Source organism: Streptomyces sp. NPDC051740 (assembly GCF_044453165.1).
Taxonomy (GTDB): domain Bacteria; phylum Actinomycetota; class Actinomycetes; order Streptomycetales; family Streptomycetaceae; genus Streptomyces; species Streptomyces atrovirens.
The window spans coordinates 422,910-441,671 of record NZ_JBITCL010000005.1 but is presented as its reverse complement, the minus strand read 5'-3'; the positions used below and the strand labels follow the sequence as shown (position 1 = coordinate 441,671).

General features: G+C 70.8%; 13 protein-coding genes, 4 tRNA genes and 1 pseudogene. 9 read left to right on the top strand and 9 right to left on the bottom strand.

What is annotated here, in order from left to right; all coding sequences use genetic code 11:
• From ACIA6T_RS11975 to ACIA6T_RS11965, 3 genes and pseudogenes are all read right to left on the bottom strand, one after another.
• Positions 1 to 1,872: pseudogene (locus ACIA6T_RS11975) on the bottom strand (DEAD/DEAH box helicase); the annotation flags it as partial.
• Between the two features lie 251 nt (positions 1,873 to 2,123).
• Positions 2,124 to 2,663, bottom strand: a complete 540-nt coding sequence (locus tag ACIA6T_RS11970; RefSeq protein ID WP_399446389.1) for a hypothetical protein — start codon at positions 2,661 to 2,663, stop codon at positions 2,124 to 2,126.
• 85 nt (positions 2,664 to 2,748) lie between these two features.
• The gene (locus ACIA6T_RS11965; protein ID WP_073933509.1) at positions 2,749 to 3,099 is read right to left on the bottom strand and encodes a metallopeptidase family protein; all 351 of its coding nucleotides are present in this window, start codon (positions 3,097 to 3,099) and stop codon (positions 2,749 to 2,751) included.
• Between the two features lie 84 nt (positions 3,100 to 3,183).
• Here ACIA6T_RS11965 and ACIA6T_RS11960 point away from each other — a divergent pair, with 84 nt between their 5' ends.
• The 7 genes from ACIA6T_RS11960 to ACIA6T_RS11930 all read left to right on the top strand — a co-directional run bounded on the left by ACIA6T_RS11960 (position 3,184) and on the right by ACIA6T_RS11930 (position 10,105).
• Positions 3,184 to 4,773, top strand: coding sequence for a metallophosphoesterase (locus tag ACIA6T_RS11960; RefSeq protein WP_399446388.1), 1,590 nt, complete (start codon positions 3,184 to 3,186; stop codon positions 4,771 to 4,773).
• Between the two features lie 80 nt (positions 4,774 to 4,853).
• Positions 4,854 to 4,926, top strand: a tRNA-Glu gene (locus tag ACIA6T_RS11955).
• A gap of 37 nt (positions 4,927 to 4,963) precedes the next feature.
• Positions 4,964 to 5,038, top strand: a tRNA-Asp gene (locus ACIA6T_RS11950).
• A gap of 24 nt (positions 5,039 to 5,062) precedes the next feature.
• Positions 5,063 to 5,136, top strand: a tRNA-Phe gene (locus tag ACIA6T_RS11945).
• Positions 5,137 to 5,269: 133 nt separating this feature from the next.
• The gene (gene hrpA / locus ACIA6T_RS11940) at positions 5,270 to 9,250 is read left to right on the top strand and encodes an ATP-dependent RNA helicase HrpA (RefSeq protein ID WP_399446387.1); all 3,981 of its coding nucleotides are present in this window, start codon (positions 5,270 to 5,272) and stop codon (positions 9,248 to 9,250) included.
• A gap of 93 nt (positions 9,251 to 9,343) precedes the next feature.
• Positions 9,344 to 9,418 (top strand) — tRNA-Asp (locus ACIA6T_RS11935).
• A gap of 501 nt (positions 9,419 to 9,919) precedes the next feature.
• A complete protein-coding gene (locus tag ACIA6T_RS11930; RefSeq protein WP_399446386.1) occupies positions 9,920 to 10,105 on the top strand; it encodes a DUF6274 family protein in 186 nt (61 codons plus the stop codon).
• Between the two features lie 437 nt (positions 10,106 to 10,542).
• Here the strand turns inward: ACIA6T_RS11930 and bldC are convergent, their stop codons facing one another.
• Both bldC and ACIA6T_RS11920 read right to left on the bottom strand, forming a co-directional pair.
• Complete coding sequence (gene bldC, locus ACIA6T_RS11925) at positions 10,543 to 10,749, bottom strand: developmental transcriptional regulator BldC (protein WP_003949541.1); 207 nt, start codon at positions 10,747 to 10,749, stop codon at positions 10,543 to 10,545.
• 539 nt (positions 10,750 to 11,288) lie between these two features.
• Positions 11,289 to 12,131 (bottom strand): hypothetical protein, encoded by an 843-nt coding sequence (locus tag ACIA6T_RS11920; RefSeq protein ID WP_399446385.1) that lies wholly within the window; start codon positions 12,129 to 12,131, stop codon positions 11,289 to 11,291.
• A gap of 220 nt (positions 12,132 to 12,351) precedes the next feature.
• On the opposite strand from ACIA6T_RS11920, the gene ACIA6T_RS11915 reads away from it, so the two are divergent.
• Both ACIA6T_RS11915 and ACIA6T_RS11910 read left to right on the top strand, forming a co-directional pair.
• Entirely contained in the window at positions 12,352 to 13,440 is a 1,089-nt protein-coding gene (locus tag ACIA6T_RS11915) for a Leu/Phe/Val dehydrogenase (RefSeq protein WP_399446384.1), read from the top strand.
• Between the two features lie 318 nt (positions 13,441 to 13,758).
• On the top strand, positions 13,759 to 14,007 hold the full coding sequence (locus tag ACIA6T_RS11910; RefSeq protein WP_030872124.1) for a DUF3073 domain-containing protein: 249 nt from the start codon (positions 13,759 to 13,761) through the stop codon (positions 14,005 to 14,007).
• A 117-nt stretch (positions 14,008 to 14,124) separates the two neighbouring features.
• Here ACIA6T_RS11910 and purM read toward each other — a convergent pair whose 3' ends face one another.
• The 4 genes from purM to ACIA6T_RS11890 form a co-directional block, all read right to left on the bottom strand.
• Positions 14,125 to 15,192 (bottom strand): phosphoribosylformylglycinamidine cyclo-ligase, encoded by a 1,068-nt coding sequence (gene purM / locus ACIA6T_RS11905; protein WP_399446383.1) that lies wholly within the window; start codon positions 15,190 to 15,192, stop codon positions 14,125 to 14,127.
• Between the two features lie 33 nt (positions 15,193 to 15,225).
• Complete coding sequence (gene purF / locus ACIA6T_RS11900; RefSeq protein ID WP_385056409.1) at positions 15,226 to 16,752, bottom strand: amidophosphoribosyltransferase; 1,527 nt, start codon at positions 16,750 to 16,752, stop codon at positions 15,226 to 15,228.
• A gap of 62 nt (positions 16,753 to 16,814) precedes the next feature.
• Entirely contained in the window at positions 16,815 to 17,597 is a 783-nt protein-coding gene (locus ACIA6T_RS11895; protein WP_399446381.1) for an META domain-containing protein, read from the bottom strand.
• Positions 17,598 to 17,646: 49 nt separating this feature from the next.
• Positions 17,647 to 18,444: a sterol carrier family protein gene (locus ACIA6T_RS11890; RefSeq protein WP_399446379.1), complete on the bottom strand. Its 798-nt coding sequence runs from the start codon at positions 18,442 to 18,444 to the stop codon at positions 17,647 to 17,649.
• Positions 18,445 to 18,762: the final 318 nt, after the last annotated feature.

Here is an 18,762-nt window from a genome sequence, read left to right as displayed (position 1 = left end):
GTCGTCCCGGCGGTCGTCGCGACGCTCGAAGGAACGCCCACCACGGTCGTCCCGACGGTCACCACGGTCACGGTTGAAGCCACCACGGTCGTCACGGCGCTCGAAGGAACGCCCACCACGGTCGTCCCGGCGGTCGTCCCGACGGAAACCGCCGCGGTCGTCGCGGCGCTCGAAGGAACGGCCACCGCGGTCGTCCCGGCGGTCGTCGCGACGCTCGAAGGAACGCCCACCACGGTCGTCCCGACGGTCACCACGGTCACGGTTGAAGCCACCACGGTCGTCACGACGCTCGAAGGAACGCCCACCACGGTCGTCCCGACGGTCGTCCCGGCGCTCGCGCCGCTCGTACGGTGCCGGGGCCTCCGTACGCTCCACGCGCTCGGTCCGCTCGACGTCCCGCGCGGTCGGCTGCTCCGGCAGCGAGACCTCGGCCTCGGCCGCCTCGGCGACCACCGTCTCGACCTCCTCGCCCCGCTCGCGCGCGACCCGGGCCAGCAGCCGGTCGGACTCCTCGCGCAGCTCGGAGGCGCGGCGCTGGGCCCGCTCCAGCTCCTTGGTGAGCTGGGCGACCTCGCGCTCGGCCTGCTGCGCGGCGTTGCCCGCGGACTCGGCCTGCACCTCGGTCATCGAGCGGGCACCGGTGATCTCGGCGACCTCCGGCTCGAAGGCGGCGCCGCCCTGGATGATGTGGCGCGTGGCGTCGACGCCCGCGTCCTCCATCAGCCGGAAGATCTGACGGCGCTGGTGCGGCAGCGACAGGGAGACGACGGTGCCGGTGCGGCCGGCGCGCGCCGTACGGCCCGCGCGGTGCAGGTAGTCCTTGTGGTCGCCGGCCGGGTCCACGTTGAGGACCAGGTCGATGCCGTCGACGTGGATGCCGCGCGCGGCGACGTCGGTGGCGACCAGGACGTTGACGTAGCCGTCCTTGAAGTCGGCCAGGGTGCGCGTGCGCGCGCCCTGGGTCATGCCGCCGTGCAGCGCGTCCGCCTTCACGCCCGCGTCGCGCAGCTGCTCGGCGACGCGGTCGGCGCCGAGCTGGGTGCGGACGAAGATGATGGTGCGGCCCTTGCGGGAGGCGATGGCCGCGGTGACCGGCGCCTTGTCCTTGGGCTTCACGACGAGGATGTGGTGCGACATGGTCGTCACCGCGCCCTGGGCCGCGTCCACCTCGTGGAGGGCCGGGTCCTTCAGGTACCGGTCGACGAGGGTCTTGATCTCGTTCTCCATGGTGGCGGAGAACAGCATCCGCTGGCCGCCGGCCGGGACCTGGTCGAGCAGCTCGGTGACCTCGGGCAGGAAGCCCAGGTCGGACATCTGGTCGGCCTCGTCGAGGACCGCGATCTGCACGTTCTCCAGGGAGCAGGCGCCGCGGTTGATGATGTCGCGCAGGCGGCCGGGGGTGGCGACGAGGATGTCGACGCCGCGCTCGAGGGCGTAGATCTGGTTGCCCATCGAGGTGCCGCCGCAGACGACCTTCATCTTCAGGCCGACGACGTCGCCGTACGGCTGGAGCGCGTCGGCGACCTGCATGGCCAGCTCGCGCGTCGGCGTCAGGATGACGGCGCGCGGCTTGTGCTTCTCGGTGCGGCCGCCGGCCAGCGTGGCCAGGGTCGGCAGACCGAAGGAGAGGGTCTTGCCGGAACCGGTGCGGCCACGGCCGAGGATGTCCTTGCCGGCCAGGGCGTCCGGGATGGTCGCGGCCTGGATCGGGAAGGGGGTGGTCACGCCGTTCTGCGCGAGCTTGCGCACGACGCCCTCGGGCAGGCCGAGGTCGGCGAAGGTGGGTTCGGGGGCCGCCTCGGGGGCGGGGGTGATGTCGGTGTCCTCGATGTTCTCGGGCACGACGACGTGATCAGTACTGGCGATGGGCATACGAATGCGAAACCTTCCGGAGTCTCTTCGGCACGCGCCCGTCAACTCCGTGATTCGCAGTTCGCAATTACGACCGCCTCGATGCGGTCCACCACGGCAAGGGAGAGAGTACGCGCCACACGGCGCGCTCTGCAGTGGCGCCGGGCAAATAGGATCAAACGATCTGCCACCATACGCACCCGGCACCCCCAATAGCAAATCGGCAGGTGAGCGCGGGGTCCGACGGGCGGGGAAGCGCTGGAGAAGAGGGCTTAGACCGGCGCCCCCGCTTCCGGCGCCGGCTCCCGCTGCGCCAACTGCGTCTCGGGCGGCTGGTGCGCCGACGAGGACGGCTCCGCCTGCGTCGGCTCCGGTGTGACCGGCGGCTCGGGCGTCGGCGTGGGCTCCGGATCGGGCGTGCGCGAGGGCTCCGGGGGGACGGGCCCGTCGTCCGGGGTCGGCTCCGCGGGCCCGTCCGGCCCGTCGTCGGCCGGTGCGGACCGGCTCACCCCCGCGGACGGCGAGGCCTCGGCGGACGCCGCCTTCCCGGCCTTGCCCTTCTCGCCCCCGCCCCTGTGCCCCTCGCCCTCGCCGTCCCCGCGCGCCGCGTCGGCCGACGCGGCGCCGTACCCGGCACCGCCGCCCGACACCGTGGCGCCCCCGTCCGGCGCCTCACCGCCCGGCCTCCCCGCGGAGTGCGACGGCCCGCCGCTCCCGCCCGCACCGTCCTCACCCACACTCATGCAGCCGGCGGCAGCGGCGACGGCCACGACCGTGGCGGCCAGGCGGACGGGTACGTACAAGCGGCGCACGGGGCCACCTCCGATTGGAGTACAGGGTCAACAACCCCAACTCCCACCACCCGCAAGAAGACACGCGCACAACCTCGCGTACGGGCTATCCGTAGCCGAGCGCGTGCAGCCGGGCGTCGTCGATGCCGAAGTGGTGGGCGATCTCGTGCACCACCGTGATCTCCGTCTCGGCGACGACGTCCTCCCGGGACTCGCACATCCGCAGCGTCGGCCCCCGGTAGACGGTGATCCGGTCCGGCAGCACCCCCGCGTACCACTCGCCCCGCTCCGTCAGCGGCGTCCCCTCGTACAGCCCGAGCAGCTCCGGATCGTCCGCCGGCGGCTCGTCCTCCACGAACACCGCGACGTTGTCCATCAGTCGCGTCAGCTCCGGCGGGATCCGGTCCAGCGCCTCGGCGACCAGCTCCTCGAACATCTCGCGCGTCATCTCCAGCACGAAGCCATTGTCGGGTACGAGCCGTCCGTACGAGTTGCGTACGGCCCCCGCATATCCGGCCACCGACTTGGGCATACGGGACCAATGGCCCGCGTCCCCTCCGCCGTCCTGAACGCCTTCCGTCGCCTCCCACGGGTCCCGCGGGCCCTCACCGGCCGCCGGCGCTCCCGCCGGCCCACCACCGCGACGCTCACCCTCACCCCACAACCGCGGCCCTGGATGCGCGCGGTCGGCCTCGTCGCCGTGGTGGTCCTCGGCGCCTGGCTCGGGCTGCTCGTCGTCGGCAACGTCCGTGTCCCCGTGGGCCCCATGGACACCACCATGACCCTGCGCCCCTCCGTCACCGGCGGCACGAAGATCAACATCTCGCCCCTCGGTGACCTCCGGCTCGCCAGCCACACGGCCCCCGTCCGCCTGGACGTCAACGTCGACCAGCTCGACCCCGAGCGCTCCCAGGCCCTCGTCGACCACCCCGAACGCCTCTCCGGCCTCCAGGACGAGGTGACCGGGGACATCGCCCGCGGCACCGCCGACCTCGCCGTGCGCTCCTGCGTCGCCGTGGTCACCGGCGCCACCGCCCTGGGCCTCCTCGTCTACCGCCGTCCCCGCCGCGCCCTCGCCGCCGGCGGCCTCGCCCTCGGCCTGCTGGCCGCGTCCGGCGGCACGGCGTACGCCACCTGGAACCCCGACTCCGTGCTGGAGCCGAAGTTCTCCGGCCTGCTCTCCTCCGCCCCCTCCCTGGTCGGCGACGCGCGCAGCATCGTCACGGAGTTCGACGTCTACCAGAAGGAGCTGGCGCGCCTGGTCACCAACGTGACCAAGCTGTACGACGCCACCTCCACCCTCCCCGCCTACCAGCCGGACCCGACCACCCTCCGCGTGCTGCACGTCTCCGACATCCACCTCAACCCGGCGAGCTGGAAGATCATCGCCTCGCTGGTGGAGCAGTACCAGGTGGACGTGATCGTCGACTCGGGCGACACGATGGACCACGGCACCGCCGCCGAGAACGGCTTCCTGGACCCCGTCGAGGACCTGGGCGCCCCCTACGTCTGGGTCCGCGGCAACCACGACTCGATGATCACCCAGCGCTACCTCGAAGGCCTGGAGAACGTCCACGTCCTCGACGACGGCAAGGCGAGGACCGTCGCCGGGCTGCGCTTCGCCGGCATCGGCGATCCGCAGTTCACCCCCGACCGCTCGAACAGGACCGGGGCCGAGCAGTCCCAGGAGCTGGCGGGCGCCCGGCTCGCCTCCGCCCTGCGCGACCAGCGGACCGCCGGCACCCCGGTGGACGTGGCGATCGCCCATGAGCCGTCGGCGGCGCGTGAGGTCGACGGCACCGTGCCGCTGGTGCTGGCCGGTCACATCCACCGCGAGGAGACGGAGGTCATGAAGTACGGCACCCGGCTGCGCGTCGAGGGCTCCACCGGCGGCAGCGGCCTGCGCGCCATCGAGGGGAAGTACCCCGATCCGATCGAGACGTCGATCCTCTACTTCGACCGCGACACCCGTCGCCTCCAGGCCTGGGACTCCATCGAACTGGGCGGCCTCGGCCTGACCACGGCGGAGGTCAGCCGCCACCTCCCGAAGGAGAACCAGCCGGGCGCGGCCACCTCGCCCTCCCCCTCCTCCGGGACCCCCTCGGCCACCCCCTCGACGCCCTCCCCGTAAACCGTTTTGGCGAACACTCCCGACAGCACGTATGCTTCTCACGTCCCCGACGCGCTGAGAAGCGCCCAGGCGGGCCGATAGCCCTCATCGTCTAGCGGCCTAGGACGCCGCCCTTTCAAGGCGGTAGCACGGGTTCGAATCCCGTTGGGGGCACGCACCACCCTGTGCGACACTGTCGTACGACACGCTTGGTCCTGTGGAGCAGTTTGGAGTGCTCGCCACCCTGTCAAGGTGGAGGCCGCGGGTTCAAATCCCGTCAGGACCGCTGGTGTTTCACGTGAAACACCTCGGCTGGGTAGCTCAGTTGGTACGAGCGATCGCCTGAAAAGCGATAGGTCGCCGGTTCGACCCCGGCCCCAGCCACAGCAAAGGCCCCGATCATCGATCGGGGCCTTGTTGTGTGTCCCCTCACATGCGCCCCTCACCGGGGGCCGCACATGTGCCCCGGCAAAATCATTGGCCGCGAATTTTCGCGGGATGAGATCCTGGAGTCCGTATGTCTACGCACTCTGCCCCCGCTCTCGGCTCCCTCGCCTCCCGCCTCACCGAGCTGTCGCTGCGCGACGCGCACCGGCTCGGGCGCAGGCTCGAAGGCGCGCGCAAGATCCGTAAGCCGGAGGCCCGCGACGCCGTGCTCGCCGAGATCGAGGCGGAGGTCGCCGGGTCCGAGGAACGGATGGCCGGGCGGCGCGCCCGGGTGCCCGCGGTCACGTATCCCGAGCAGCTCCCCGTCAGCCAGAAGAAGGACACGATCGCCGAGGCGATCCGTGATCACCAGGTGGTGATCGTCGCCGGTGAGACTGGGTCCGGCAAGACCACGCAGATCCCGAAGATCTGCATGGAGCTGGGCCGGGGCGTCCGGGGCATGATCGGGCACACGCAGCCCCGCCGTATCGCCGCGCGCACGGTCGCGGAGCGGGTGGCGGAGGAGCTGGACACGCCGCTGGGCGAGGCCGTCGGCTGGAAGGTCCGCTTCACCGACCAGGTGAACCCGGACGCCACCTTCATCAAGCTGATGACGGACGGCATCCTGCTCGCGGAGATCCAGACCGACCGCGAGCTGCGCGCCTACGACACGATCATCATCGACGAGGCGCACGAGCGGTCGCTCAACATCGACTTCCTGCTCGGCTATCTCGCGCAGCTGCTGCCGAAGCGCCCTGACCTCAAGGTCGTCATCACGTCCGCGACCATCGACCCGGAGCGTTTCTCCCGGCATTTCGGGGACGCGCCGATCATCGAGGTCAGCGGGCGTACGTATCCGGTGGAGGTGCGGTACCGGCCGCTGCTTGAGGAGGACTCCGACGACGCCGACCGCGATCAGATCACCGCGATCACGGACGCCGTCGAGGAGCTGATGGCGGAGGGGCCGGGCGACGTCCTGGTGTTCCTCTCCGGTGAGCGGGAGATCCGGGACACGGCGGACGCGCTGACGAAGAAGCGGTACCGGTCGACGGAGGTGCTGCCGCTGTACGCGCGGCTGTCGCACGCCGAGCAGCACCGGGTGTTCCAGCAGCACAGCGGTCGCCGGATCGTGCTGGCGACGAACGTGGCCGAGACGTCCCTGACCGTGCCGGGCATCAAGTACGTCATCGACCCCGGGTTCGCCCGCATCTCCCGCTACAGCCATCGCACCAAGGTGCAGCGGCTGCCGATCGAGCCGGTCTCGCAGGCCAGCGCCAACCAGCGCAAGGGCCGCTGCGGCCGTACGTCGGACGGCATCTGCATCCGGCTGTACAGCGAGGACGACTTCCTGGCCCGTCCGGAGTTCACGGACGCGGAGATCCTGCGCACCAACCTCGCCTCGGTCATCCTGCAGATGACGGCGGCCGGCCTGGGCGAGATCGAGAAGTTCCCGTTCATCGACCCGCCGGACCACCGCAACATCCGCGACGGCGTGCAGCTGCTCCAGGAACTGGGCGCGCTGGACGCGGCGCAGAAGGACCCCCGCAAGCGGCTGACGCAGACGGGGCGGAAGCTGGCGCAGCTGCCGGTGGACCCGCGGCTGGCGCGCATGGTGCTGGAGGCGGACAGGAACGGCTGTGTCCGTGAGGTGATGGTCATCGCCGCGGCCCTGTCCATCCAGGATCCGCGGGAGCGGCCGGCCGACAAGCAGACGCAGGCCGATCAGCAGCACGCCCGGTTCCGGGACGAGTCCAGCGACTTCCTCGCGTACCTCAACCTGTGGCGGTACGTCCGCGAGCAGCAGAAGGAGCGCGGGTCGTCGTCGTTCCGCCGGATGTGCAAGCAGGAGTACCTGAACTTCCTGCGGATCCGCGAGTGGCAGGACATCTACACGCAGTTGCGCACGGTCGCCAAGCAGATGGGCATCCACCTCAACGAGGAGGACGCCCCCGACGACCGTGTCCACGTCTCCCTGCTGGCCGGTCTGCTGTCGCACATCGGCATGAAGGACGTGAAGGAGTCCAAGGACTCCGGTCCGGGCGCCGGCCGCAAGGACGGCGGACGCAACGAGTACCTGGGCGCGCGGAACGCCAAGTTCGCGATCTTCCCGGGTTCGGCGCTCTTCAAGAAGCCGCCGCGGTTCGTGATGTCGGCCGAGCTGGTGGAGACGTCCCGGCTGTGGGCGCGGGTCAACGCGAAGATCGAACCGGAGTGGGTGGAGCCGCTCGCGGAGCACCTGCTCAAGCGCACGTACAGCGAGCCGCACTGGGAGAAGGACCAGGCGGCCGTGATGGCGTACGAGAAGGTCACGCTGTACGGCGTGCCGATCGTGGCGCAGCGCAAGGTGAACTACGGCCGGATCGACCCGGAGGTCTCCCGGGAGCTGTTCATCCGCAACGCGCTGGTCGAGGGCGACTGGCGGACGCACCACAAGTTCTACGCCGACAACCGGAGGCTGCTGACCGAGGTCGAGGAGCTGGAGCACCGGGCGCGGCGGCGGGACATCCTGGTCGACGACGAGACCCTGTTCGACTTCTACGAGCAGCGGATCCCCGAACACGTGGTGTCGGGGGCTCACTTCGACTCGTGGTGGAAGCACAAGCGGCACGAGCAGCCGGACTTCCTCGACTTCGAGCGGGAGATGCTGATCCGTGAGTCGGCGGAGGCGGTCACCAAGGTGGACTACCCGGACTCGTGGCGGCAGGGGCCGCTGAAGTTCCGGGTGACGTACCAGTTCGAGCCGGGTGCGGACGCGGACGGTGTGACGGTCCATGTTCCGCTCCAGGTGCTGAACCAGGTGACGGACGAGGGGTTCGACTGGCAGATCCCGGGGTTGCGCGAGGAGGTCGTCACGGAGCTGATCCGGTCGCTTCCCAAGCCGATCCGGCGGAACTACGTGCCGGCGCCGAACTACGCGAAGGCGTTCCTGGAACGGGCGGTGCCGTTGCAGGAGCCGCTCACGGTGACGATGGCCCGTGAGCTGAAGCGGATGGTCGGGGTGCCCTTCGACGCGGAGGACTTCGACTGGTCCCGGGTTCCGGACCATTTGAAGGTGACGTTCCGGATCGTCGACGAGCGGCGCCGCAAGGTCGCCGAGGACAAGGACCTGGAGGCGCTCAAGCTCCAGCTGCGGCCGAAGGCCCGCAAGGCGCTGTCGCAGGCCGCCGCCGCCACGGCGCAGCGCCAGGGCGGCGAGTCCCTGGAACGCGAGGGGCTGACGGACTGGACGATCGGCTCGCTGACCCGCGTGTTCGAGACACGCCGGGCCGGACAGCCGGTGAAGGCGTATCCGGCGCTGGTCGACGACGGCGACACGGTGTCGGTGCGGCTGTTCGACACGGAGGCCGAGCAGGCGGAGGCGATGTGGAAGGGCACGCGCCGGCTGATCCTGCTGGGAATTCCGGTGAACCCCGCGAAGTTCGCGTCCGAGAAGCTGACGAACGCGCAGAAGCTGGCGCTGTCCGCGAATCCGCACGGTTCGGTGCAGGCGCTGTTCGACGACTGCGCGATGGCGGCGGCGGACCGGCTGATCGCCGACTTCGGCGGGCCGGTGTGGGACGAGGAGTCGTTCCGGAAGCTGTACGACAAGGTCCGCGCGGAGATCGTCGACACGACGGTCCGCGCGGTGGGCCAGGTGCAGCAGGTGCTGGCGGCGTGGCAGGCCTGTGAGCGCCGCCTGAAGGGCGTACGGAGCCCCGCGCTGCTCCCGAACCTCCAGGACGTACGGGGGCAGCTGGACGGGCTTGTACGGCCCGGTTTCGTGACGGAGGCGGGGCTGCGGCGGCTGCCGGACCTGATGCGCTACCTGGTGGCCGCGGACCGGCGCCTGCAGCAGATGCCTTCGAACGTGCAGCGGGACAGCACGCGCATGGCGAAGGTCCATGAGATGCGGGACGAGTACGCGTGGCTGCTGGAGCAGTTGCCGCAGGGGCGGCCGGTGCCGCGGCAGGTGCTGGACATCCGCTGGATGATCGAGGAGCTGCGGGTCAGCTATTTCGCCCACGCGCTCGGCACGGCGTACCCGGTGTCGGACAAACGGATCGTCAAGGCGATCGACGCGGCGGTACCGTAACGGCTCCCGCACGCAGGGTGAGTTCGACCAGGAGGCTCCGACTCCTGTACAGTCCTTCTCGCAGCGCAACGCAAGAATCGCACTGCGAAACCTGGTCCTGTGGAGCAGTTTGGAGTGCTCGCCACCCTGTCAAGGTGGAGGCCGCGGGTTCAAATCCCGTCAGGACCGCAACAACCGGAAGGCCCGCACCCCCACAAGGGATGCGGGCCTTCCGCATGAGCACCCCGCCGCGAGGCCGCGCCCCGCGGCGGAGCCGCGATCGGGCACGGCACATCCCGTCAGGACCGCCACACCCGCAAGGCCCACACCCTTCAAGGGACCCCGGGCCTCCCGCGTGAGCGCTCCCACGCAAGGCCCGCCCCCGTAAGGGACGCGGGCCTTCCTCATGGGTGCGCCGTCCCGGCCGGAGCCGCGATCGGGTACGGCGGATCCCGTCAGGGCCGTCCTACGCGCACGGCCCGCACCCACGAGAGACACGGGCACTCCACATGGGCCCACCACCCCGTGCGGGGCCCGTACCCTCCGCATGACAGGAGCCCGGGTCCGAGAACCCGGGCTCCCTCGCGCGTACGGGGCGCTGTGCGCCCCCCTGCCGTCTTGACGGGTCCGTCGTCCCTCGGTACTCCAGGAAGCGGGGCACGACTCCGTGTTGCCCCTCGGAGGTGACGTATGGCGGCATCGGCCAGGCACGAGACACGGGCGCTGCTCCGTGCGCATCTGGCGGCCGCGTCGTCGTACCGGCACCTCACCCGGCACTGCCCGATCTGCCACCGCCTCCTGCGGCTGGCGATGGACGCCCCGGACACCTCCCGGCCGGCCGGGGAACAACCCGGCCCCAACGCCCGTTCCCTCTAGCGCATATGCCACAGACTCAACAAGCCGACTGGTATGTGACGGGTGTCACCGTATGACTTTCGGGAAGTGCAGTACTTACACCTCCCCTACAACAGGTCAATTTAATATGTGCAATTGCACCACTCGGAGAGGTCCGCACCGGCCGGCACACAGGTGATCCCCCACCCGCCCCCAGAGTCCGGCAAGCCCGCGCACAGAGCGCCCCCGGGAGCCCGCCAGGGCCGGACCCACCCCCTCACGAGCGCACAAAAAAGATCGCGCCGGACCCGGCGGGGTCCAGCGCGATCGACGACGCACCCTTGTTCAGTTGCCTGGAAAGCTCTGATCGGCTTGGGCGAGGGGCCTGTTGGGGCAGTCCCCGCGTCGTTTGGAGCCAGGGTTCCCGGGCGTCTCGGCCGGTGGGGGACCAGCCGGTGCTGCCCGGTTCATGCGGTTGTTCAGGCCTCGCTGCGCTGCTGCGGAATGCCCGCGAGCAGTGCGCGGACCTCGGCTTCGCGGTAGCGGCGGTGCCCGCCGAGCGTGCGGATCGACGTGAGCTTGCCTGCCTTCGCCCAGCGAGTGACCGTCTTCGGGTCGACGCGGAACATGGTGGCGACCTCAGCCGGGGTCAGCAGCGGCTCGGCATCAGGGGTGCGAGCGGTCATGAGCGGCCTCCTCGGGAGAACCGAACCTTCTCGGTTCTTTCCTCTAAATTCTGCACCTTGACCCGCGTTGCCCGAAATGGCGGACGCGAGTCGAGTCGGTTATAGGACGAACGGCTTGTCCTCGGCACTACAACTACACCATCTGTCCAGCCACGTCGGCCAAACCGATGGAATTGCCCTCCCAGGTGTTCATCAGCCGCGGAAGCCGATGGACCATGCCATAGCGGACAGTCACGCCACTGTGACGATCAGTCACAGCAGCGATCAGGAGTCACCGGACCCCCTAAAGCGTGCATTACCGAGAATCCGCCCATAGTTGAGCACAGCAGGACGGAAGAGCCCTCCCCGGACTCCTTGTCCTATTTTGGCATGAGGGTGGGCAAGAGGCGCAAGGGCCACGTAAGTGCGGTCCGTCACGCTTGACGCGCTTGGGACATACGCCCGGATCGGCCTCTACGTCCGTTGTCGGGCCCGCGCTGACGGAACCTCAGACACCTCAGGGCGAAGACAAAACCCCAAGAACGGCGTTTGGTCAAACGTCAGTTCGCCGAACGCAGGTCGCGGACCGACCGCCAGCGCTCCACGAGGCGCCCGTAGGCCTCCCCGGCGCCCTCCTCGTCACCGCGCCGCAGCGCCGCGATCCCTTCGGCCACGTCCGCCGCCGAGTGGTCGCCCTCGAGCGTGCCGGCCGGCAGGGCGTGCACCAGTCCGCCGTAGTCCAGCTCGACCAGCGAGCGCGGATGGAACTCCTCCAGCCAGCGCCCGACGTCCACGAGGCCGTCGATCAGCAGGCTCTCGTCCACGGCGTCCCTGAGCGCCCGCAGCCCCCGCGCCACCCGTCGGCGGGCCTGGACCATCGGGGTCCGGTAGCGCAGGACGGGCTCCTCGCCGGCGGCCCCCTTGACGTACTCCCGCTCCTCGTCCGCGAACAGCACGAACCAGTTGATCGGCACCTGCCAGGTCGCGGTGCGGATCCACGGCCGGGCGTCGGGATGGCCGGCCAGCCAGCGCTCGTAGTCCCGGGCCGCCTGGTGCCGTACGACCGGGGGCAGGAGCGCGTCCAGGACCGGCGGCGGGAAGTCCTCGGCGAGCTCGCCCAGGGCCTGCCAGCCGCGCAGCCGGGTGCGCCAGGGGCAGACGCGGACCACGCCGTCGGCCTCCAGCACGAACGCGTCGTCGCTCTCGTGCACCGGCACCGCCACCGGCGGGGTGGGCGCGAGGTCGGCCAGGGACCGGCGGAGCTCGTCCTGGCAGGAGGGGCGGTCGGGGCGGCGGGCGTAACGGGCCCAGTGGCCGCGTTCCGGCTCCGGGAAGGCGGCCAGCGGTTCGTACACGCGCAGGTAGGTCGCGTAGGGGACGATCACCGAGGACACCTTGGGCACGCCTGCTCCCTCCCCCGAGGGCCGTCGCGAAAACCTGCCGGGTCCCCGCCCGGACGGGTGGGAAACCCCTGCAAACCGTCGCACGGCGGTACTCCGGACGGAGGTGATCCGGGACACGGTGCCGCCGACCGGCGCGTAAGGATCTAATCTCGTGCCACAGTCCCCGCCACCTCCACGGGGGCCGACCCCACCCGCCGCTACTTACTCAGGAGTCACCACAGTGACCGACGTATCTGACGGCGTCCTGCACACCCTGTTCCGTTCGGACCAGGGAGGTCATGAGCAAGTCGTGCTCTGCCAGGACCGCGCCACCGGCCTCAAGGCCGTCATCGCCCTCCACTCCACCGCGCTGGGCCCCGCCCTCGGCGGCACGCGCTTCTACCCGTACGCCTCCGAGGAGGAGGCCGTCGCCGACGCGCTGAACCTCGCGCGCGGGATGTCGTACAAGAACGCCATGGCCGGGCTCGACCACGGCGGCGGCAAGGCCGTGATCATCGGCGACCCGGAGCGGATCAAGAGCGAGGAGCTGCTGCTGGCCTACGGCCGGTTCGTCGCCTCGCTCGGCGGCCGGTACGTCACCGCCTGCGACGTCGGCACCTACGTCGCCGACATGGACGTCGTGGCCCGCGAGTGCCGCTGGACCACCGGCCGCTCCCCGGAGCACGGCGGCGCGGGCGACTCCTCCGTGCTCACCTCCTTCGGCGTCTACCAGGGCATGCGGGCCGCCGCCCAGCACCTGTGGGGCGACCCCTCGCTGCGCGACCGCAAGGTCGGCGTCGCGGGCGTCGGCAAGGTCGGCCACCACCTGGTGGAGCACCTGCGCGCCGAGGGCGCCGAGGTCGTGATCACCGATGTGCGCGAGGACGCCGTGCGGCGGATCCTCGACCGGCACCCCCGGGGCGTGTCGGCCGTCGCCGACACCGAGGCGCTGATCCGCGCCGAGGGCCTGGACATCTACGCCCCGTGCGCGCTCGGCGGGGCGCTGAACGACGACAGCGTGCCGGTGCTGACCGCCAAGGTGGTCTGCGGCGCCGCCAACAACCAGCTCGCCCACCCGGGTGTGGAGAAGGACCTCGCCGACCGCGGGATCCTCTACGCGCCGGACTACGTGGTGAACGCCGGCGGTGTCATCCAGGTCGCCGACGAGCTGCACGGCTTCGACTTCGACCGGTGCAGGACGAAGGCGTCGATGATCTTCGACACCACGCTGGCCATATTCGCGCGTGCGAAGGAGGACGGGATTCCGCCGGCCGCCGCGGCCGACCGGATCGCCGAGCAGCGGATGGCGGAGGCACGCCCGGTGCGATGAGGTGTGCGAGGGCGGCCCGGCTCGGGCCGCCCTCGCACAGGTGAGCGGTACCCGCTGGGGGGCACTTGGAGAGAACTCTCACTTCTCCCGGCGGGTCGACCGTCGATAAGTGGTTAAAATCGCGATTGACCTGCGAGGACGGGGTACCTCGAAGGTTCTGGGCGCGGGCACGTCATGCGGGCGACGTACCGTATGGGCGCGGGCTCAGGTACCGTGGAAGCCCTACGGACCGGACTCTCCGATGAGAGTCCGTTCTGGACCATGAACGCGTGTCAAGACTCTGGGGCCGTCGAGCCCCGTCGTTGAGGGGGTCGAGCCATGGGGCGCGGCCGGGCCAAGGCCAAGCAGACGAAGGTCGCCCGCCAGCTGAAGTACAACAGCGGTGGGACTGATCTCTCACGCCTGGCCGAGGAGCTGGGCGCATCGCCGTCGAACCAACCACCGAACGGTGGCCATTTCGAGGACGATGAGCAAGACGACGACCTGTACGCACGGTACGCCGACCTCTATGAGGACGACGACGAGGACGAGGACGGCCCGTCCTCGCAACAGCGTCGCGGCGCTTGACCTTGCGTTGAACCCGGTCGGTGACTCCGGTCACCGACCGGGTTCAGTGCTGCCCCGGCAGCACTGAACACCTGATGTGCTGCCCGCACGTTCACCGCGCGGGCAGCGCACCGTCACTCACTTCGCGTAGCCACCGACGAGGGCCGCGCCCGTGGTGTGCTCGCCGCGGTCGGTGATCCCGCCGGCCACCCAGGCGTCCACCCCGCGGTCGGCCAGCGTCGCCAGCGCCACGTCGACGGACTCCTGCGGCACGATCGCGATCATGCCGACGCCCATGTTCAGCGTCTTCTCCAGCTCCAGCCGCTCGACCGAACCGGTCCGGCCGACCAGGTCGAACACCGGTGCGGGGGTCCAGGTGGAGCGGTCCACGGTCGCGTGCAGTCCGTCGGGGATCACACGGGCCAGGTTGGCCGCGAGTCCGCCACCGGTGACGTGGCTGAAGGCGTGCACCTCGGTGGTGCGGATCAGCGCCAGGCAGTCCAGCGAGTAGATCTTGGTGGGCTCCAGGAGCTCCTCTCCGAGGGTGCGGCCCAGCTCGTCGATCCGGCCGTCCAGGGCGAGCCCGGCCCGCTCCAGCAGCACGTGGCGGACGAGGGAGTAGCCGTTGGAGTGAAGCCCGGAGGACGCCATGGCGATCACCGCGTCACCCGTACGGATACGATCCGCGCCGAGCAGCCGGTCGGCCTCCACGACACCCGTACCGGCCCCGGCGACGTCGAAGTCGTCCGGACCCAGCAGACCCGGGTGTTCGGCCGTCTCGCCGCCCACCAGGGCGCATCCGGCCAGCACACAGCCTTCCGCGATGCCCTTGACGATGGCGGCGACCCGCTCGGGGTGGACCTTGCCGACGCAGATGTAGTCGGTCATGAACAGCGGCTCGGCGCCGCACACCACGATGTCGTCCATGACCATGGCGACCAGGTCGTGGCCGATGGTGTCGTACACGCCCATCTGCCGCGCGACGTCGACCTTGGTGCCGACGCCGTCCGTGGCGGAGGCGAGCAGGGGCCGCTCGTAGTTCTTCAGGGCGGAGGCGTCGAAGAGGCCGGCGAAGCCGCCGAGTCCGCCGAGGACCTCGGGGCGCCGCGTCTTCTTCACCCACTCCTTCATCAGCTCGACGGCGCGGTCGCCCGCCTCGATGTCGACGCCCGCCGCTGCGTAGCTGGCACCAGTGTTCTGGGACATGACTGTGAGAGCTTTCGTGTCGTCCGTCAGGGCTTACGGGCGGCGGATCGCGTCGACCGAGGCCGGGGCGGCGGTGCCGGCGGCCAGCTCGGTCTCCAGGAGCTGCTTGCCGAGGAGCTCGGGGTCGGGCAGATCCATCGGGTACTCGCCGTCGAAGCAGGCGCGGCACAGGTTCGGCTTGGCGATGGTGGTCGCCTCGATCATGCCGTCGATGGAGATGTACGACAGGGAGTCGGCGCCCAGCGAGGTGCCGATCTCGTCGATGGTCATGCCGTTGGCGATGAGCTCGGCGCGGGTGGCGAAGTCGATGCCGAAGAAGCAGGGCCACTTCACGGGCGGCGAGGAGATCCGGATGTGGACCTCGGCGGCGCCCGCCTCACGGAGCATCCGGACCAGGGCGCGCTGGGTGTTGCCGCGCACGATCGAGTCGTCGACGACGACCAGGCGCTTGCCCTTGATGACTTCCTTGAGCGGGTTCAGCTTCAGACGGATGCCGAGCTGCCGGATGGTCTGCGAGGGCTGGATGAACGTACGTCCGACGTACGCGTTCTTGACCAGGCCGGCGCCGAAGGGGATGCCGGACGCCTCCGCGTAGCCGATGGCGGCCGGAGTGCCGGACTCCGGGGTGGCTATGACCAGGTCGGCCTCGGCCGGGGCCTCCGCGGCGAGGCGGCGGCCCATCTCGACGCGCGAGAGGTACACGTTCCGGCCGGCGATGTCGGTGTCCGGGCGGGCCAGGTACACGTACTCGAAGACACAGCCCTTGGGCTTCGCTTCCGCGAACCGGGAGGTGCGCAGCCCGTTCTGGTCGATGGCGACGAACTCGCCCGGCTCGATCTCGCGCACGAAGCTCGCGCCGCAGATGTCGAGGGCGGCGGACTCGGAGGCGACCACCCAGCCGCGCTCCAGGCGGCCGAGGACCAGCGGGCGGATGCCCTGCGGGTCACGGGCCGCGTACAGGGTGTTCTCGTCCATGAAGACGAGGCTGAAGGCGCCCCTGACCTTGGGGAGGACCACGTGCGCGGCCTGCTCCACGGTCACCGGTTCGCCGTCGGCGGCGCGCTGGCCGGCCAGCAGGGCGGTGATCAGGTCGGTGTCGTTGGTGGCCGCCACCTTGGGGGCGCGGCCGTTCTCCTTGGGGAGCTCGGCGACCATCTCGGCGAGCTGCGCCGTGTTGACCAGGTTGCCGTTGTGGCCGAGCGCGATGGATCCGTGCGCGGTGGCGCGGAACGTCGGCTGGGCGTTCTCCCACACGGAGGCGCCGGTGGTCGAGTAGCGGGCGTGACCGACCGCGATATGACCCTGGAGCGAACCGAGAGAGGTCTCGTCGAAGACCTGGGAGACCAGGCCCATGTCCTTGAAGACGAGGATCTGGGAGCCGTTGCTGACCGCGATACCCGCGGATTCCTGGCCCCGATGCTGGAGGGCGTAGAGCCCGAAGTACGTGAGCTTGGCGACCTCTTCACCCGGAGCCCAGACACCGAAGACGCCACAAGCGTCCTGGGGGCCCTTCTCACCGGGGAGCAGGTCGTGGTTGAGTCGTCCGTCACCACGTGGCACGCCTCCGAGTGTAGGCGAGGCCGACCGCTGGTCCGAATGCGGGATACGGCCCCGGCTGTGCGTCAACGCTGTGCGACGGCCCGCACACTGGTGCCGTTTTCGCTGGTCAGCGTGAGGGTTCGGCCTTCGATCCGGTAGTCGGCGGTGCCGTTGAACAGCTTCGCCAGCGCCTTCTCGCCGTCCATGAGTGAGTCTTCGCACATCATTCGGGTCAGGGACGGCACGCCGAGGGTGATATGGCCGTCGCGCACGGTGGCGTCGGCGTTCACGTGGTTGCAGCCTAGGCGGCCGGAGACGGTGCCCTCCTCCTTGTCGAAGGTGAGGTGGGCGCGGCCGTCGACGGCGGGGGTGGTGACGGTCCACTCGGTGCCGTACAGCGGGGTGTCCCCGGCCTTGCTGAGGTGGACGGTGTCGCCGGACCCGGTGGTGAGGGTGAGGCGGCCGTCCTTCACGTCGGTCTTCAGGGCGCCGTCGCCGAGGGTGCCGGCGAGGGTGCTCTCGAGGTCCATGACCCGCTCGTCGCAGGCCCGCAGGGTGGTGTCCCGGTCGCCGAGCCGGATGCGGTCGCCCTCGAAGGAGACCCGGCCCTTGAACAGGTTGCACCCGTAGTCGCCCTCGACACCGCCGTCGTCGAGGGTGAGGTGCGCGCCGTCGGGGGCTCGGTGGGTGGTGCCGTCGACGGTGACGCTGTCGATGGTCCAGCGGATTCCGGTGACCGGGTCCTGTGCCTGTGCGGTGCCGCTGCCGGCGCCCGCCTTCTCGCTGCCACAGGCCGCCGCGAGCGGGACGACGAGCACGGTGAGGGCCGTCAGGGTCATGCGCTGCTGGTGCTTCTGCCTGTACATGCCGATTCGACGGGGGCGGGGAGCAGGTGGTTCCCCTTCCGCCCAGGACTCATCCCAGCAGCGGCAGGTACGGCCCGAGGTCCGCCCGTTCCCCGCTCGCGCTCACCTTCGCGCCGGCCACCGCCTCCTGCCAGGCCGTCCGTCCGCCGGCCAGCCGGATCCAGGTGAGCGGGTCGGTCTCGACGACGTTCGGCGGGGTGCCCCGGGTGTGCCTCGGCCCCTCCACGCACTGCACGACCGCGTACGGCGGGATCCGCACCTCCGTGGAGCCGCCGGGCGCCTTCGCGGCGAGCGCGTCGGCCAGCAGCCGGGTGCAGGCGGCCAGGGCCTGACGGTCGTACGGGACGTCGAGGCCGGGCACGGCGGCGTTCAGGTCGTCGGTGTGGACGACGAGCTCGACGGCGCGGGTGACGACGTAGTCGGCCAGGGGCAGGACGCCCGCGCTGGTGGGGAGCAGCCGGCCGCCGGGGTGCGCGTCGAGGCGGTCGGTGAAGCGCCGCTCGACGTCGGCGAGGTGGGCGTCGAGGTCGGGGTGCTCGGCCGTGAGCCGTCGTGCGGTCGCGGCGATGGCGTCCGCGTCGGCGGCGATGGCGGACGGCCAGTCGAGCAGCCGCCCGTCCTGCCGCGCCGGCTCGGGCTCGTCGAGCAGCCGGTCCACGGCCGTCAGCGCCGTCCCGATGTGCGCCACCAGCTCCCGTACGGACCAGTCGCCGAGCCGGGTGGGCAGCGCGAGCTGCTCGGGGGTGAGGGTGCGCACGGCCGCCCGTACGTTCCCGAACTGCGCCAGTACGGCGGCGCGGGTCTTGGCCGGGTCGTAGGAACGGGCGCGCTTCTTGGCCGGTGGCATGGCGGAAGCCTATGCGGGCGCCTCCGGCGCCGGATCAGGTACGGGGGATCGCCCGTGCCGCGCGGTGCGATGGGCGGGCGCCGCCCGATGGAGCTGCCGGCGTCGCCGACCCGGCAGGTGTCCGCCCAGCGCGCTCCGTCCCCGCCGCCTCGCGGGGTCTCCGGATGACCACGCCGCGCCGCAGCTCCCGCCCGGCGGACCCGGCGAGGGCCGCACACGGAGGGAGCCGGGGGTCAGGCCGACAGCCTCGCGCGGCTCAGCCGGCGGCAGCGCGAGCAGCTCCACCGTGTCGCCGTCGACGACACCGGCGCGGGGAAC

Excerpts from the sequence above, each read along its gene's own strand:
- ACIA6T_RS11960 (WP_399446388.1), top strand. The coding sequence starts at position 3,184 with ATGGCCCGCGTCCCCTCCGCCGTCCTGAACGCCTTCCGTCGCCTCCCA.
- hrpA (WP_399446387.1), top strand. The coding sequence starts at position 5,270 with ATGTCTACGCACTCTGCCCCCGCTCTCGGCTCCCTCGCCTCCCGCCTC.
- ACIA6T_RS11930 (WP_399446386.1), top strand. The coding sequence starts at position 9,920 with ATGGCGGCATCGGCCAGGCACGAGACACGGGCGCTGCTCCGTGCGCAT.
- bldC (WP_003949541.1), bottom strand. The coding sequence starts at position 10,749 with ATGACCGCTCGCACCCCTGATGCCGAGCCGCTGCTGACCCCGGCTGAG.
- ACIA6T_RS11910 (WP_030872124.1), top strand. The coding sequence starts at position 13,759 with ATGGGGCGCGGCCGGGCCAAGGCCAAGCAGACGAAGGTCGCCCGCCAG.
- purM (WP_399446383.1), bottom strand. The coding sequence starts at position 15,192 with ATGTCCCAGAACACTGGTGCCAGCTACGCAGCGGCGGGCGTCGACATC.
- ACIA6T_RS11895 (WP_399446381.1), bottom strand. The coding sequence starts at position 17,597 with ATGTACAGGCAGAAGCACCAGCAGCGCATGACCCTGACGGCCCTCACC.
- ACIA6T_RS11890 (WP_399446379.1), bottom strand. The coding sequence starts at position 18,444 with ATGCCACCGGCCAAGAAGCGCGCCCGTTCCTACGACCCGGCCAAGACC.